General features: G+C 63.5%; 18 protein-coding genes. 10 read left to right on the top strand and 8 right to left on the bottom strand.

What is annotated here, in order from left to right:
• Positions 1-53: 53 nt before the first annotated feature.
• From EB235_RS05770 to EB235_RS05745, 6 genes are all read right to left on the bottom strand, one after another.
• Positions 54-551 carry a DUF1579 family protein gene (locus tag EB235_RS05770; RefSeq protein WP_027031913.1) on the bottom strand — a complete coding sequence of 166 codons (498 nt, stop codon included), beginning with the start codon at positions 549-551 and terminating at the stop codon, positions 54-56.
• Between the two features lie 3 nt (positions 552-554).
• A complete protein-coding gene (locus EB235_RS05765; RefSeq protein WP_027031914.1) occupies positions 555-926 on the bottom strand; it encodes a cupin domain-containing protein in 372 nt (123 codons plus the stop codon).
• A 4-nt stretch (positions 927-930) separates the two neighbouring features.
• Positions 931-2,124: an ADP-forming succinate--CoA ligase subunit beta gene (sucC, locus tag EB235_RS05760; protein ID WP_027031915.1), complete on the bottom strand. Its 1,194-nt coding sequence runs from the start codon at positions 2,122-2,124 to the stop codon at positions 931-933.
• A gap of 30 nt (positions 2,125-2,154) precedes the next feature.
• Positions 2,155-3,123, bottom strand: a complete 969-nt coding sequence (mdh, locus tag EB235_RS05755) for a malate dehydrogenase (RefSeq protein WP_027031916.1) — start codon at positions 3,121-3,123, stop codon at positions 2,155-2,157.
• A gap of 359 nt (positions 3,124-3,482) precedes the next feature.
• Complete coding sequence (gene zapE / locus EB235_RS05750) at positions 3,483-4,676, bottom strand: cell division protein ZapE (RefSeq protein ID WP_027031917.1); 1,194 nt, start codon at positions 4,674-4,676, stop codon at positions 3,483-3,485.
• An 82-nt stretch (positions 4,677-4,758) separates the two neighbouring features.
• Entirely contained in the window at positions 4,759-5,298 is a 540-nt protein-coding gene (locus EB235_RS05745; protein WP_027031918.1) for a protease inhibitor Inh/omp19 family protein, read from the bottom strand.
• 281 nt (positions 5,299-5,579) lie between these two features.
• On the opposite strand from EB235_RS05745, the gene EB235_RS05740 reads away from it, so the two are divergent.
• The 9 genes from EB235_RS05740 to EB235_RS05700 all read left to right on the top strand — a co-directional run bounded on the left by EB235_RS05740 (position 5,580) and on the right by EB235_RS05700 (position 13,629).
• Complete coding sequence (locus tag EB235_RS05740; protein ID WP_027031919.1) at positions 5,580-6,599, top strand: MBL fold metallo-hydrolase; 1,020 nt, start codon at positions 5,580-5,582, stop codon at positions 6,597-6,599.
• A gap of 66 nt (positions 6,600-6,665) precedes the next feature.
• Positions 6,666-7,235 (top strand): hypothetical protein, encoded by a 570-nt coding sequence (locus EB235_RS05735; protein ID WP_027031920.1) that lies wholly within the window; start codon positions 6,666-6,668, stop codon positions 7,233-7,235.
• A 92-nt stretch (positions 7,236-7,327) separates the two neighbouring features.
• Entirely contained in the window at positions 7,328-7,489 is a 162-nt protein-coding gene (locus EB235_RS05730) for a DUF1328 domain-containing protein (RefSeq protein WP_027031921.1), read from the top strand.
• A 121-nt stretch (positions 7,490-7,610) separates the two neighbouring features.
• Positions 7,611-8,495 carry a diaminopimelate epimerase gene (gene dapF, locus EB235_RS05725; RefSeq protein WP_027031922.1) on the top strand — a complete coding sequence of 295 codons (885 nt, stop codon included), beginning with the start codon at positions 7,611-7,613 and terminating at the stop codon, positions 8,493-8,495.
• On the top strand, positions 8,495-9,832 hold the full coding sequence (gene mtaB, locus EB235_RS05720) for a tRNA (N(6)-L-threonylcarbamoyladenosine(37)-C(2))-methylthiotransferase MtaB (RefSeq protein WP_027031923.1): 1,338 nt from the start codon (positions 8,495-8,497) through the stop codon (positions 9,830-9,832). The genes dapF and mtaB overlap by 1 nt, the downstream gene beginning before the upstream one ends.
• A gap of 12 nt (positions 9,833-9,844) precedes the next feature.
• Positions 9,845-11,692 (top strand): signal recognition particle-docking protein FtsY, encoded by a 1,848-nt coding sequence (gene ftsY / locus EB235_RS05715; RefSeq protein WP_027031924.1) that lies wholly within the window; start codon positions 9,845-9,847, stop codon positions 11,690-11,692.
• Positions 11,693-11,737: 45 nt separating this feature from the next.
• Positions 11,738-12,412, top strand: a complete 675-nt coding sequence (locus EB235_RS05710; RefSeq protein WP_027031925.1) for a septation protein A — start codon at positions 11,738-11,740, stop codon at positions 12,410-12,412.
• 23 nt (positions 12,413-12,435) lie between these two features.
• Entirely contained in the window at positions 12,436-13,056 is a 621-nt protein-coding gene (locus EB235_RS05705; RefSeq protein WP_027031926.1) for a pyridoxamine 5'-phosphate oxidase family protein, read from the top strand.
• A 39-nt stretch (positions 13,057-13,095) separates the two neighbouring features.
• Positions 13,096-13,629 carry an NADPH-dependent FMN reductase gene (locus tag EB235_RS05700; protein ID WP_027031927.1) on the top strand — a complete coding sequence of 178 codons (534 nt, stop codon included), beginning with the start codon at positions 13,096-13,098 and terminating at the stop codon, positions 13,627-13,629.
• A gap of 37 nt (positions 13,630-13,666) precedes the next feature.
• Here the strand turns inward: EB235_RS05700 and EB235_RS05695 are convergent, their stop codons facing one another.
• Both EB235_RS05695 and EB235_RS05690 read right to left on the bottom strand, forming a co-directional pair.
• Positions 13,667-13,873, bottom strand: a complete 207-nt coding sequence (locus EB235_RS05695; protein ID WP_027031928.1) for a tautomerase family protein — start codon at positions 13,871-13,873, stop codon at positions 13,667-13,669.
• 177 nt (positions 13,874-14,050) lie between these two features.
• Positions 14,051-14,971, bottom strand: coding sequence for an SMP-30/gluconolactonase/LRE family protein (locus tag EB235_RS05690; RefSeq protein ID WP_027031929.1), 921 nt, complete (start codon positions 14,969-14,971; stop codon positions 14,051-14,053).
• A gap of 297 nt (positions 14,972-15,268) precedes the next feature.
• On the opposite strand from EB235_RS05690, the gene EB235_RS05685 reads away from it, so the two are divergent.
• Positions 15,269-15,433: a hypothetical protein gene (locus EB235_RS05685; RefSeq protein WP_080680864.1), complete on the top strand. Its 165-nt coding sequence runs from the start codon at positions 15,269-15,271 to the stop codon at positions 15,431-15,433.
• Positions 15,434-15,542: the final 109 nt, after the last annotated feature.

Raw genomic sequence — 15,542 nt, 5'->3', positions numbered from 1 at the left:
ATATGTGTGATTATGTGTAATTCTTCAACCGTCCTAGCCACGATCTCCATTGCTCAGCCTTCCCTCAACTCGGAAGGCAGAACGCGCCGGTAAAGGCCGCCCACCATGTCTTGCCAAATGTCGCTGCCGGGCGGCTGGAACTCCAGCCGCATGCGGTAGCTGTCGTTTGTCGTGAAGTTATAGGTCACGCGTGCGGCCCCGCGCGGCGATGAGCGCAACAGCGTCAGTGTGTTGCCATCCCATGTGCCCGTCGCCGGCGATGCCGGCACAAAGCCCATCGAATCGAACTGGTGCATGGTGACGACGTTGTTTTGCTGATCGAAGCCGAACACGCTGTGCGCGCCGAACGAGATCGTGCCGTCGCGGCGCTGGCGATAGCGCTGCACTACGAACAGGCCGCCGAACTGTGGCTCCGCCAGCGCTTCCGACGTCGCCGCGCCTCCATCGGCCCATTGTGTGTCCGCCACCTCTTCCTCGCCGCGCCACGCGCCGACCAGCGCCTGCAGGCGCTGGTGATCGGCCGAGAGCGAGGAGAAGGATGCAGCGTTCATCAGTCAGAGCCGCTTCAGGTCGGAGACGGTGAGGTCACTCTTGGCATTGCCGGTGTTGAGCGTCGTCGCCGGCTCGAACATCAGCACCACAGGCTCCGCCGTCAGCGAGCGCGGCCGGTGTTCGACCCCGCGCGGCACGACGATGAAGTCGCCCTCGCCGAGTTCGACCGGACCATCGCGGAAATCGATGGCGATGCGACCGCGCAGCACGAGGAAGGCTTCGTCCTCATGGTCATGCGCATGCCAGTCGAAGGTCTCACCGAACTTGGCGACTTTCGCCTGACTGTCATTGACGTCGCCGGCAATATGCGGATCGAAGACCCTCTTGATCTTCGCATCCGCAGCCTCGACGAGATTTATCTTGCGCGGAGGCACAGGATCAGCCCTTCACCGCCGCCACGATCTTCTTGGCCGCGTCGTCGAGATCATCCGCCGACACAACGTTCAGGCCGCTGTCGTTGATGATCTTCTTGCCGAGCTCGGCATTGGTGCCTTCGAGGCGCACGACCAGCGGAACCTTGAGGCCGACTTCCTTGACCGCGGCGATCACGCCCTCGGCGATGATGTCGCACTTCATGATGCCGCCGAAGATGTTGATCAGGATGCCTTTGACCGCCGGGTCCTTGGTGATGATCTTGAACGCCGCCGTTACCTTCTCCTTCGAAGCGCCGCCGCCGACGTCGAGGAAGTTGGCGGGCTCGGCGCCATAGAGCTTGATGATGTCCATCGTCGCCATGGCAAGGCCCGCGCCATTGACCATGCAGCCGATATTGCCGTCGAGCGCGACATAGGCGAGGTCGTATTTCGACGCCTCGATCTCCTTCTCGTCCTCTTCGGTGGTGTCGCGTAGTTCGAGCACGTCGGGGTGGCGGAACAGCGCGTTGTTGTCGAACGACACCTTGGCGTCGAGCACGCGCAGCCGGCCGCTCTTCATGACGATCAGCGGATTGACTTCGAGCAGGCTCATGTCCTTCTCGACGAAGGCCTTGTAGAGGATCGGGAACAGCGTATCGCCGTCCTTGGCCGCGTCGCCGTCGAGCTTCAGCGCGCCGTTGAGCGCCTTCAAGTCGGCCGCCGTCACACCCTTTTCCGGGTCGATGGCGACGGTGATGATCTTTTCCGGCGTGTCATGCGCAACCGCCTCGATGTCCATGCCGCCTTCGGTCGAGACGACGAAGGCAACGCGGCCGACCGTGCGGTCGACCAGGATCGAGAGATAGAGTTCGCGGTCAATGTCGGCGCCGTCCTCGATATAGAGGCGGTTGACCTGCTTGCCGGCCGGGCCGGTTTGCTTGGTGACCAGCGTGTGGCCGAGCATCTCGTTGGCGTTGGCAACGACCTCGGCCACCGACTTCGCCAGCCGCACACCGCCCTTGGCGTCGGGGCCGAGCTCCTTGAATTTGCCCTTGCCGCGGCCGCCGGCATGGATCTGGCTCTTCACAACATAGAGCGGACCGGGAAGTGCCTTGGCGGCGGCTTCCGCCTCGCTTGCCTTGAACACCGGCACGCCTTCGGCCACCGGCGCGCCAAAACTCTTCAGCAGCGCCTTGCCTTGATATTCATGGATGTTCATGCGGATGGTCTCCAGATCAACGGCTGGGGTTTACTTCGAAGCGAGCTGCGGTGCGATCTTGACGCAGGCCTCGGTCAGGCCCTGCACGGTCGCCACCGAGGAGTCGAACATCTTCTGCTCGCTCTTGTTGAGGTCGATCTCGATGATGCGCTCGACGCCGCCGGCGCCGATCACCACGGGAACGCCGACATAGGTGTTCTTGACCCCATACTGACCCGAGAGGAACGCCGCGCAAGGCAGCACGCGCTTCTTGTCCTTGAGGTAGGCTTCGGCCATCTGGATCGCCGAAGCGGCCGGCGCGTAGTAGGCCGAGCCGGTCTTGAGCAGGCCGACGATCTCGGCGCCGCCGTCGCGGGTGCGCTGCACGATCTGGTCGAGCTTTTCCTTCGAGGTCCAGCCCATCTTGATCAGGTCGGGCAGCGGAATGCCCGAGACCGTCGAATAGCGGATCATCGGCACCATGGAATCGCCATGGCCGCCGAGCACGAAAGCGGTGACGTCCTCGACCGAGACCTTGAACTCCTCGGCCAGGAAATAGCGGAAGCGCGCGCTGTCGAGCACGCCGGCCATGCCGACGACATGGCTCTTGGGCAGGCCGGAAAACTTCTGCAGCGCCCAGACCATGGCGTCGAGCGGGTTGGTGATGCAGATGACGAAAGCCTTTGGCGCATACTTCTTCAGCCCGGCGCCGACCTGTTCCATGACCTTGAGGTTGATGCCCAGCAGATCGTCGCGGCTCATGCCCGGCTTGCGCGGCACGCCGGCGGTGACGATGCAGACGTCGGCACCCTCGATGCCGGCATAATCGTTGACGCCGGTCAGCCGGGAGTCGAAACCATCGACCGGCGAAGACTGCGCGATATCGAGCCCCTTGCCCTGCGGCGTGCCCTCGGCAATATCGAACAGCACCACGTCGCCGAGGTCCTTGAGGCCGATCATGTGGGCGAGCGTGCCGCCGATCATGCCCGAGCCGATGAGCGCTATCTTGTTGCGTGCCATGTGAGGATGTTTTCCCTTTGTGTGTGACGGTGCCTCAAGTCTTTAGCGACTTGATGACGGTGTCGAGCAAGAGGCCGGAATGCTGCGGGGAAACCGCGAGATTTCGCCGCACCCAATAGCCCCGGTGAGCGATAAATTCAAACGATTATTTTGAGGTGAGCATTTTCAATCGGTTAGATGGTTTGGGATTTACGTAAACGTCAAAGTTTGTAAGCCGACTTGGCTGGCATTACACAATTAGGGTGGCAATCAGAAGGCTTGAAGAGCCGATGACGCCCTTGTGATGCGGGTCGCCGGGGATGTGAGTTTTAACGTCGGCAGGACAGAGGGGGCGCGAAGGATCGCGAACTTTCTCGTCTCTAAGCCTGCGCCTGCTGCGCTTCGGCTTCCGCCTTCCGCCGCTCGGCCCAATCCTCCAGCCAATCGCGGCTCTGCATCTCGATCAGCCGCGACGCGGTGCGCTCGAACTCGAACACCTCGACGCCGCGCTTGGCCACATAAAGCTGTGGTGGTGGAGCCTCGGCGCTTACCACCAGCCGCACGTGGTGGTCATAGAGCGTGTCGATCAGCAGGATGAAGCGCTTGGCCTCGTTGCGCTTGCCTTCGCCCAGCACCGGGATGTGATCGATGAAGACAGTCGAAAAGCGGCCCGCAATGGCCAGGAAATCACGTGCGCCGAGCGGTTTTTCGCAGAGGTCGGCGAAGCAGAACCGCGCCGCGTCGCCGGCGGCAGCCGGCACCGTCACTTGCCGGCCCTTGAGTGCCAGCGACGTCGCCGCCGTCGGCGCGCCGCGCGTCATCGTTCGCCAGGCCTCGTCGAGCATCCGGTCGGCCGCCGCATCGGCCGGCGTGACATAGACCGGCGTACGGGCGAGCTTTTCCAGCCGGTAATCCTTGTCGCTGTCGAGCGACAGCACCTGCGCGTGCCGTTCCAATATAGCGATGAATGGCAGGAACAACTGGCGGTTCAGCCCGTCACTGTAGAGATTTTCCGGTGCCACGTTCGAGGTGGCGACCAGCACCACGCCGCTGGCAAACAGCGCCGAAAACAGCCGCGACAGGATCATCGCGTCGGCAATATCGGTGACCGAGAATTCGTCAAAGCACAGCACCCAGGCCTGCTCGGCCAGCGCCTTGGCCACGGGCGGGATCGGATCATCCTCCTTGACCGTACCGTCCTTGCGCGCCTGTCGGTGCTTCTGGATGCGGTCCTGCACGTCGGCCATGAAGTCGTTGAAATGAACGCGGCGCTTGCGCCGCACCGGCAGCAGCTCGAAGAACATGTCCATCAGCATGGTCTTGCCGCGGCCGACGCCGCCATGGATGTAGAGGCCCTTGACGACCTCGCGCGTCTCGCGCTTGCGGGCAAACAGCCAGCCCAGCGCACTGGATTTGTGCGCCAGCCGTTTTGCCGAGATTTCCGCTGTCAGCCGGTCGAGTGCAGCGGCGATGCGTTCCTGCGCCGGATCGCGTTCGATCGCGCCGGTTGCCACCAGATGGTCGTAGCGCTGCCTGACGGTCGCATGGGTCTGGAGGCCGTCACGCAGATGCATCGGTCACGTCGTCGTGGAGCAATTCCAGGAAAAGTGTGTAGCGGTTTTCCCACAGGAATTGCGTAGAAACAAAAATTATCGACTACCTTGTAAGCGAAATCGGCTGACCGTTGGAAGTCTGGCCATCGAATTTCGAGCCCCCCGACGAATAGAGCCGCGCCAGCGAGCCGCCATTCTCATCGTAAAGCGTCAGTTGCTTGCCGGCGACGTTCCACGACTTGATGCCGTCGATCGGTGCGGGGCAATGCAGCGGCCCGGCACGGAAGCCGGCGCCGAACTTGGTCTGCGGCGTCGCGATCTTGCAGCTCTGGCCGGAAACGCTGGCGTTCCAGACGCCGGCGACGCTTGCCGCGCTGAGATCCGAAGCACCGGCGGGCGCCGTGCCGTCTGGCGGCAAGGAAGCCACCTGCGTGTTTGCCGGTGCGGTCGGGAATTTTGACGGATCGGTGGTGCCCGGTGAGGCCGGCGGCGGCAGCTGATTCGAGCTCACCTGGCCGGCCGGGGCTGGCTGCAGCGGCGCCGGCTGCTGGTCGTCCATCGACGAGAACCGTGAGGTCGAGCAGCCGCTCACAACAAGCGCAGCCAGCGATACGGCCATCAGGCCGCTTTTCGAAAAATTCATTCCAACCTCCGTCGGATCCGGCTGGGGGGACGCCGTCCGCGCAATCTCACCTCCACCAAGATGGAGAAGGTGGCGAAATTTCAACCTGATATGGTTAAAATAGGGTTTGCGGCAAGAATTGTTGCAAATTTATCGCAATCAGGGTGAGCCGGCGCCCTCATCGCCGCTTCCCGCCATGCCTAACTGGGAAAGGCCGGTTCCCACGTCGTTCGCCCGCAAAAGCTTGCGCCGGCCTGCGCAGGACTTATGTCTAGGGACCGAAACCCGCTGGAGCGCAGAGCTTGGCCGCAGGAAAGAAAGCCGCCAACCGCTATTATAGCGGTCCGCCCAGCGACCATTTCGATGGCAGCCTGTTCTTCAATCCCGGCGGCCAGCTGCCCGGCCGCTTCACCGATCTGCTGAAATGGCAGTTCAGCGGCCAACGTTCGAAATGGCCGGCCACCAACCCAAGCCCTTTTCCGCAGGCAAAGCCGGCCGAGCGTGTCGAAGGTTCCGGCCTGAACGTGACCATGGTTGGCCACTCGACGCTGCTGATCCAGACGGCGGGCCTGAACATCCTCACCGATCCGGTCTGGTCGCAGCGCACCTCGCCATTTTCCTTTGCCGGACCCAAACGCATCAATCCGCCGGGCATCGCCTTTGCCGACCTGCCGCCGATCGACCTCGTGCTGGTCAGCCACAATCATTACGACCATCTCGACCTGGCGACGCTGAAGCAGCTCAAGGCCAGCCACGAACCGACCGTGATCACGCCGCTCGGCAACGATGTCCTCATTGGTGGCGCGGTTCCCGGCATGCGGCTGGCGGCGCATGATTGGGGTGACAGGGTCGATATCGGCAACGGCGTTATCGTCCATGTCGAGCCGGCGCATCATTGGTCGGCGCGGGGCGCCCGCGACCGGCGCATGGCACTGTGGGCCGGCTTCGTCGTCGAGACGCCTGGGGGAAAAATCTATTTCGCCGGCGACACCGGCTTCCACGACGGCATCAACTACCGGCTGATGGCGCACAAGCATGGCGGCTTCCGCTTCGCCATCCTGCCGATCGGCGCCTATGAGCCGCGCTGGTTCATGGCGCCGCAGCACCAGAACCCGGAGGAGGCCGTGCAAGGCATGAAGCTGTGCAATGCTGCCTTCGCCGCCGGCTGTCACTGGGGCACGTTTCAACTCACCGACGAACCGATCGACGAGCCGGTCCGGAAACTGGCCGAGGCGCTTGACGCCGAGGGCCTGCCACAGGAGCGCTTTCGCGCCATGCGTCCGGGCGAGGTGTGGGACGTGCCGAACAGCACATCGCGATAAATGGGCAGTTTACCCGGCGGTCTTTTTAGAAGACGATACTAATGGATCGTCCTTGGGAGGAAGCCTATGAAGTTTCTTGCGGCAGCCTTGGCTGCGCTGATCATCTCGACATCGACCGCCGCTTTTGCCGGCGAGATTGCCGATAATGCGGCAGCGGCGGAGAAGGCACTGCAAGCAAATGACGGCGTGGGCGCGCTGACGAAATTTCGCGACGCAGAGGAAGCGCTCTGGAAAGCAATGCCCCTCGAAGTGATGAACGTCAGGCATATAAGCGCGGCCAGCGGCTTCGGCATCTACACGGAGCGCGCCAATCATGTTTACAAGTCGGGCGAAGAGATCGTGCTCTACATGGAGCCGGTCGGTTATGGCTATGGCTCGGACGGGCTCGGCAACAACCAGATCGCGCTCTATGTCGACCTCACCGTGCTCAGCGCCGCCGGCGAGAAGCTCGGCACTTTCGAGAAGCTCGGCCGCATCCAGCTCGCCTCGCGCTCGCACAACCGCGAAATGTTCTTCAAGCTCAACGTCTCCCTGGATGGCGTGCCGCCCGGCAAATACCGTGCGGATTTCCTCATGCATGACGAGAACTCGCAAAAGACCGCGCCCTTCACCACCGACTTCGAGATCGCCGGATAGGCACTTCGAGCACCAGCCTCGCAACGACGGAACCAGAGTGCGCGGACGGCGTTCCTAAGCCGCTGCAAACAAAGTCGATTTGCGAGGTTTTCATGATCAAGTGGATCATCATTCTGCTCATTGTCGCCGCCGCCGCCAGCCTTCTCGGCATGCCGGCTCTGGCCGGTGCCGCCGCCACGGGCGCGCGCGTCTTCATCGGTATCGTGCTGGTCATCTTCCTGCTGGTGGTGCTGGGCATCTTCGCGGTGACGTGAGCGCAGCGTCTTCGCTGTCGTAAAGCAGCGTCTAGATTGTCGCCTTGGGGCGGCGTTGCACTGGTAATTCCTGTCCGTTTCCGCCATATAGCGGCAAAACGGACAGGAATTTGCGAGAGCCATGGCAGGCACCGCCCCCTTCGCCAAGATGAACGGCATCGGCAACGAGATCATCGTTGCCGATATGCGTGGCCGCGCCGATCAGGTGACGGCGGCTGCCGCCGTTGCGCTGAACGCCGATGCCGCTACCCGCTTCGACCAGATCATGGCGATCCATGATGCGCGCACAGCGGGTACGGCTTACTATGTCGACATCCTGAATTCTGACGGCTCCAGTGCGCAGGCCTGCGGCAACGGTATGCGCTGCGTCGTGCAGGCGCTCGCCGCCGAGAGCGGCCAGAAGACTTTCACCTTCGAGACCCGCGCCGGCATCCTCAACGCCAGGGAACATGCCGACGGCTCGATCTCGGTCGACATGGGCACACCGCGTTTCGGTTGGCAGGACATTCCGCTCGCCGAAGAATTCCACGACACAAGCAGGATCGAGCTGCAGATCGGCCCGATCGACGCGCCTGTGCTGCATTCGCCCTCCGCCGTCTCGATGGGCAATCCGCACGCCATCTTCTGGGTCGACCGCGACGTCTGGTCCTATGAGCTCGAACGCTTCGGCCCGCTGCTCGAAAACCACCCGATCTTCCCCGAGCGCGCCAACATCACCATCGCCCAGGTGACTTCGCCCGAGAGCATGATCATCCGCACCTGGGAGCGCGGTGCCGGCCTGACCAAGGCCTGCGGCTCCGCCGCTTGTGCCTCCGTTGTGGCAGCGGCCCGCACCAGGCGGACCGGCCGCAGCGTCAACCTGCTGACGCCGGGCGGCGGCACGTTGCATGTCGAATGGCGCGACGACGATCATGTCATCCTGACCGGTGCCGCCGAATGGGAATTTTCCGGCAGTTTTGATCCCTCGGCTGGCACGTGGGCGCGCGACACCGAAAGCGCGGCCTGATGTCGGCTCTGTCGAAGAGCCCCGAATTCGAGGGCTCCCTCTCCGAGGCTCCCAGCCGCATTGACGTGGTGACGTTCGGCTGCCGGCTGAACACCTATGAATCCGAAGTCATGCGGCGCGAGGCCGAAAGTGCCGGTCTCGGCGCGCTGGAAGGCGGCGCCGTGATCTTCAACACCTGCGCCGTCACCGGCGAGGCCGTGCGCCAGGCCAGGCAGGCGATCCGCAAGGCGCGCCGCGACAACCCGCAGGTGCGCATCATCGTCACCGGCTGCGCTGCCCAGACCGAGCCTGAGAAATTCGCCGCCATGGACGAGGTCGATCTCGTGCTCGGTAATGAGGAGAAGCTGAAGGCGCATTCTTACCGCGCGCTGCCGGATTTCGGCGTCAACGACACCGAGAAGGCACGCGTCAACGACATCTTTTCGGTGCGCGAGACCGCCGGCCATATGGTCGACGCCATCGAGGGCCGCGCGCGTGCCTTCGTCCAGGTGCAGAATGGCTGCGACCATCGCTGCACTTTCTGCATCATTCCCTATGGCCGCGGCAATTCCCGCTCGGTGCCGATGGGCGCCGTGGTCGAACAGGTCAAGCGGCTGGCCGGCCACGGCTATGCCGAGATCGTGCTGACCGGCGTCGACATGACTTCTTTCGGCGCCGATCTGCCCGGCGCGCCCAAGCTTGGCAAACTGGTGAAGACCATCCTCGGGCAGGTGCCCGACGTCAAACGCCTGCGGCTGTCCTCGATCGATTCCGTCGAAGCCGACGATGATCTGCTCGACGCCATCGCCACCGAGCCCCGGCTGATGCCGCATCTGCATCTGTCGCTGCAGTCCGGCGACGACATGATCCTGAAGCGCATGAAACGCCGCCATCTGCGCGACCAGTCGATCCGCTTCTGCGAGGATGTGCGCAAATTGCGCAGAGATATTGTCTTCGGCGCCGACATCATCGCCGGCTTCCCGACCGAGACCGACGCCATGTTCGAGAACTCGGAAAAGATCGTTGGGGAATGCGGGCTGACCCATCTCCACGTCTTCCCGTTCAGCCCGCGCGAGGGCACGCCCGCCGCGCGCATGCCGCAGGTGCGCCGCGAGGTCGTAAAGCAGCGCGCCGCCCGGCTGCGTGCCGCCGGCGAAGCCGCGTATCGGCGCCATCTCACCTCGCTGGCTGGAACGCGCCAGTCGATCCTGATCGAGCGCGACGGCCTTGGCCGCACCGAAGGATTTACCCTCGCAGCACTCGGCACCGGCGCGCCGGGCGAGATCGTTGACGCGACAATTACTGGCCACGATGGTATCAGGCTGATCGCAGCCCCGCTTGCCGCACGCGCCGCCTGAGAAACGCAAAGCATGGCTGGTTTTTTCAAGAAGATATTTTCGTTCGGCAAGAAAGAGGTTGTCGAGGAGCGGATCGACGAGACCGCGCCCCTGCCGCCGATCAAATGGGACCAGCTCGACGCGCTGAAGCCGGCGGCCGAGCACGTCATTCCGGAGTTTTTGAAGCGCGACGAGCCGGAGCCCGAAGCGAAGGTCGCTCTTGCACCGGCCGAACCGGAGGTAGCTCCTTCACCGGAACTGACACCCGTCGAGGAACCCGCACCCGAACCCGCTCCGACCATTCCGCCAGCGCCGGAGCCGACGGTTCCGGCCGAGCCGGAAATCCAGCCTGAGCCAGCGCCGGTCGAGGAACCGCAGCCGGTCGCGCCGGAAGCGCCTGTCGAGCAGCCGGAGGAAATCCCGCCAGCTCCGACCGCTCCGGAGCCTGCTCCCGAACCGCTGCCGCAAGAGGTGCCCCCACCCGCCCAGCCGGAGGTTGCCCCGCCAGTTCCGGAGAAGTTGCCGGACCCGGCGCCGATCGAAGTGCCGGCTCCGCCCGCCGAAGTTCCGGCGGAGACGACCGCGCCGATCGAGGTGCCGCCGGCGGCGGCGCCTACCGCGCAGCCAACTCCGGAGGCCAGCGCCGCCCCTCATGAAGCTCCCCACCCTCCCCTCGATCGGGAGGGTCGCCACGAACTGGCGGGGTGGGGTGACAGCGGCAACGCTAGCGCCAGTCACCTCCACCCCCGAGCTGCGCTCGGGACCTCCCCCATCGAGGGGGAGGTAAAGCCTGCGCCGGTCGAGTCGAGGCCCGTCATTGCCGAGATCGCGCCCGAGCCGCAGCCCATCGCGCCACCGGCCCCACAACCCTTGCCAGAGCCGAAACCCGCTGCTGGCAAGGTGACCGTCACCAAAAAGGTCGAGCAGAAGGTCGAGCCGGTAAAAGCACCCGAACCGGCGCCGAGGCGCTCCTGGTTCCAGCGCATGCGGGACGGGCTTGCCCGTTCGTCGCGCGAGCTGACCGGCAACATTGCCGGCGTCTTCACCAAGCGCAAGCTGGACGAGGAGACGCTACAGGACCTGGAGGATGTGCTGATCCGCGCCGATCTCGGCATGGAGACAGCACTTCGTATCACCGACGCGCTGGCCGCCAGCCGCTACGGCAAGGACGTCTCCGACACAGACGTGCGCACCGTCATGGCGGCCGAGGTGGAGAAGGTGCTGACCCCTGTCGCCCGGCCGCTGGAGCTCGATCTCTCGCACAAGCCGCATGTCATCCTGGTGGTCGGCGTCAACGGCACCGGCAAGACCACCACCATCGGCAAGCTCGCCGCCAAACTGACCGATGGCGGCCTGTCGGTGATGCTCGCTGCCGGCGACACGTTCCGCGCCGCCGCGATCGAGCAATTGAAGATCTGGGGCGAGCGCACGAAATCGCCTGTCATCGCCTCCAAGATTGGCGCCGATGCCGCCGGCCTCGCTTATGACGCCTTCGAGAAGGCCAAGGAGGCCGGCTCCGACGTGCTGATCATCGACACCGCCGGCCGCCTGCAGAACAAGACCGAGCTGATGGCGGAGCTGGAAAAGATCGTCCGCGTGCTGGGCAAGCTCGATCCGGAAGCGCCGCACACCGTGCTGCAGACGGTCGACGCGACCACCGGCCAGAACGCGCTCAACCAGGTTGAGATCTTTCGCAACATAGCCGGCGTCAACGGCCTAGTGATGACCAAGCTGGACGGCACGGCGCGCGGCGGTATTCTGGTGGCCATCGCGGCAAAGCATAAATTGCCGGTCTATTTCATCGGTGTCGGCGAACAGGTCGACGACCTCGAACCTTTCTCGGCCAGCGAATTCGCCAGGGCGATCGCTGGCGTGGCATAACGGCATGATCCCGTTTGAACGGGATCGTGTGTAAGAAGGAAGATCATGAACCCACCCATTCTCGAACGCGATCCGTCCGACCCGCAGAAAGAGAAGAAGGAAGGCGTCAATCCCGTGCTCAAGCTGGTGCTGGAGCTCGGGCCGCTGCTGGTCTTCTTCTTCGCCAATGCGCGTGGCGAATGGCTGGTGCAGAAATTCCCTGTTCTCGGTGAGTTCGGCGGTCCGATCTTCGTCGCCACCGGCCTGTTCATGGCGGCGACGGCAATAGCGCTGATCGCCTCCTGGCTGCTGACGCGCACCTTGCCGATCATGCCGATGGTGTCGGGCGTCGTCGTCTTCATCTTCGGCGCGCTGACGCTCTATCTGCAGGACGACGTCTTCATCAAGATGAAGCCGACCATCGTCAACACGCTGTTCGGCGGCGTGCTGCTCGGCGGGCTCTATTTCGGCAGGTCGCTGCTCGGCTATGTCTTCGATTCGGCCTTCAAGCTCGATGCCGAAGGCTGGCGCAAGCTCACCTTCCGCTGGGGCCTGTTCTTTATCTTCCTGGCCGTTGTCAACGAAGTGGTGTGGCGTAATTTTTCCACCGACGCCTGGGTTACCTTCAAGGTCTGGGGCATCATGCCGATCACGCTTCTGTTCACCTTCAGCCAGATGCCGCTCATCCTGCATCACTCGCTGGACGACAAGGCAAGCGGGGAGGAAAAGCCGGGTAAATAGGGCCCGCGACAAGGGGGAGAGCCATGGATTTCGTCACCACGCGCGAAGAGTTGCGGACGATCTACAAGACGCCGCGCCCGACCGACGGCTCGATCCGCAAGGAGCTGAAGGCGCTCGACGGCCATTGCCGCTCCTTCATCGGGAAGAGCCCGTTCGTGCTGATTGGCTCCTCCGACGGATCAGGCAATTCCGACGTGACGCCCAAGGGTGACAAGCCCGGCTTCGCCGCCATTCTCGACGACAGGACCATCGCCATCCCCGACCGGCCCGGCAACAACCGGCTGGATACGCTGGAGAACATCCTGCGCAATCCCTCGGTCGGGCTGCTCTTCCTCATCCCCGGCATGAACGAGACGCTGCGCGTCAATGGCGATGCCCGCATCACGGTCGACGCCACCTTGCGCGAACGTCTGGCCGTCGACGGCAGGGAACCGCAAAGCGTCATCGTCGTTGCCGTCAAGGCCGCCTACATGCATTGCGCCAAGGCCTTCATGCGCTCCGATCTGTGGAAGCCTGACGCCTGGTACGACCGCGCCACGCTGCCGACGCTCGGCCAGATCCTGCGCGACCAGCTGGTGGTTGCCGATTCGGCCGAGGCGACCGATCGCTGGCTCGACGACGAATACAAGCAGACCATGTGGTAAGCTTTTGCGGACGCGATTCGTCCGAACTGGCTCCATACTTTGCTGAACATCCTCGCCATCTCCGGCAGCCTGCGTGCCGCCTCCACCAATTCGGCCCTGGTCGCGGCCCTGGCGCGCAACGCGCCACCCGCCTGCCGCGTCACCGTCTATGACGGACTCGGCCGCTTGCCGATCTTCAACCCCGACGACGAAGGCGAGCGGACGCCGCACGAGGCGTCCGTGCTGATCGATGCCGTGACCAGTGCCGACGGGATCATCGTCTCCTGTCCCGAATATGCCCACGGCGTGCCGGGCGGGCTGAAGAACGCGCTCGAGTGGCTGGTCTCACGCGACGCCGCCGTCGGCAAGCCGGCCATGCTGGCCCACGCCTCGCCGCGCTCGCTGTTCGCGCGCGCAGCTTTGGCCGAGATCATGCGGACAATGTCGTTCGCGCTTTGTGAGGACGTGGCGTTGGAGATTACGCTGCTGGGGAGGAAGCCGCCGGAGGTGGAGGCTATTTTGGCGGAGCCCGCGAATGTGCTGGCGATGCGCGATGCGCTCACGGCCTTTGCGGAGTTTATCTACGCGCGCTGAGCGGCGCAGTCTTCCTTCTCCCCCGTGGGATCGCGCCCTACCCCCTCCTCAACGTCTCGACATCGGTCTTGCCAACATACCAGTCGCGGGCGTTGACCTCCTCAAAGACCACCCAGACATCGTCATTGCCGAGCCCGGTGGCCTCCATGATGGCCGCCGTGACTTTCTTGGCGATATCAGCCTTCTTGCCTGCCGGATCGGCGGCGATCACTTCCTTAACGATACGGATGTTGACGAATGGCATGACGTCCTCCCCTTCAAATAGCTAACGCCGCTGAGACCGTTTCGAAATTCGCTCTGGCGAGACATATGATGGTGGTTTCGAGAACCGGAGCGCAGCGGACATTTAGGTCCGTGAGCACCGGAAGCGCAGAAAACGCCTTCAGATGGCCGCCAGAGTAGAATTTCCAAGCGGTCTCACTCAAAAAGTCTTGGCCCCGTTCACCATCAGCCGCACCATGTAAAGCGAGGTGGTGCCGGCGATGTAGAGGCAGTTCAGCTTGTTGCCGCCGAACACACAGTTCGCCGTCACCTCCGGCACCTTGACCTTGCCGATCAGCGTTCCGTCCGGATCGTAGCAATGGATGCCGTCGGCGGCACTGGTCCAGATCCGCCCGTCCGCATCGAGCCGGAAACCGTCGAACAGGCCGGCCGTGCAGTCGGCGAACACCTTGTCGCCGGAAACCTTCTTGCCATGCTTGCCGACGTTGAATACCCGCATATGCGCCGGATTCTGCGCGCCATGCGTGCGGCCGGTGTCGACGACATAGAGCAGGCTCTCGTCGAGCGAGAAGGCCAGCCCGTTGGGTCTCACCATGTCGGTGATGACTGCCTCGACATCCCCCGTATCGGGATCGACCCGGTAGACGTGGCAGGCGCCGATCTCGCTCTCGGCCTTGTCGCCCTCATAGTCGGTGTCGATGCCGTAGCTCGGGTCGGTGAACCAGATCGAGCCATCGGATTTCACCACCGCGTCGTTGGGCGAGTTCAGCCGCTTGCCTTTCCATTTGGCGGCGATTGTGGTGACCGAGCCGTCATGCTCGGTGCGGCTGACGCGGCGGCCCGAATGTTCGCAAGTCACCAGCCGGCCCTGCCGGTCGACGGTGTTGCCGTTGGAATTGCCCGATGGCTGCCGGAAAACGCTGACGCTGCCGTCCGTTTCATCGAAGCGCAGCATGCGGTTGTTGGGGATGTCGGACCAGACGACGTAGCGGCCGGCGGCGAACCAGGCCGGCCCTTCCGCCCAGCGGCACCCGGTGAACAGCTTCTCCACCTGCGCGCTGCCGTTGAACAGGCGCGCGAAGCGCGGATCGAGAACTTCGTAATAATCTGCGGCCGCCATGCATTTCCTCCCGGCATCAGGTGACGCCGGATCAAGCCAGCCCGCGATCGATCTGGCAAGACGGGGCCGTCGCAATTTGTATGACAAAACGGAGAGGGCATGGCTGCCCCAGCCAGGTCCGGCTCGCGACCGTGCAGGCTGGATACGCCTTAGGACTCGATTAACCGGCTATGCGCTGCGTGCAATGGTGCATTGCAACATCTTCTTTTTGCAATGCACCATTCCTATGTCATGTTCCGTATTGACCAAGGGAGGAAGAACCGGCCGCCAGAATGCGGCACAAAAGGAACCCTTGCTATGATCTTCGATCTCATGAACCGCGCTCGCAGCAGCATCGCCAAGCGCAAGCATTACAACCGCCTCGTCGCCGAAATCGACAGCTTCTCGAGCCGCGATCTGGCGGACATGCGCGCCGACCGCAGCGAGATGCTGTACCAGGTCCACAAGCAGATCTACGGCTGATCTTTCCAGTCGGTTTTCCGGACCGCGGGGCCCTGCCCCCTCACCCGGATTGCCAAACCGAATTGCAAGCGCAATTCGGGCAATCCGACCTCTCCCCGAGGGGAGAGGA

The organism is Mesorhizobium loti R88b (genome assembly GCF_013170845.1).
Classification (GTDB): domain Bacteria; phylum Pseudomonadota; class Alphaproteobacteria; order Rhizobiales; family Rhizobiaceae; genus Mesorhizobium; species Mesorhizobium loti_B.
The sequence above is the reverse complement of the archived record's forward strand: the minus strand, read 5'-3'. Positions and strand labels throughout refer to the sequence as shown.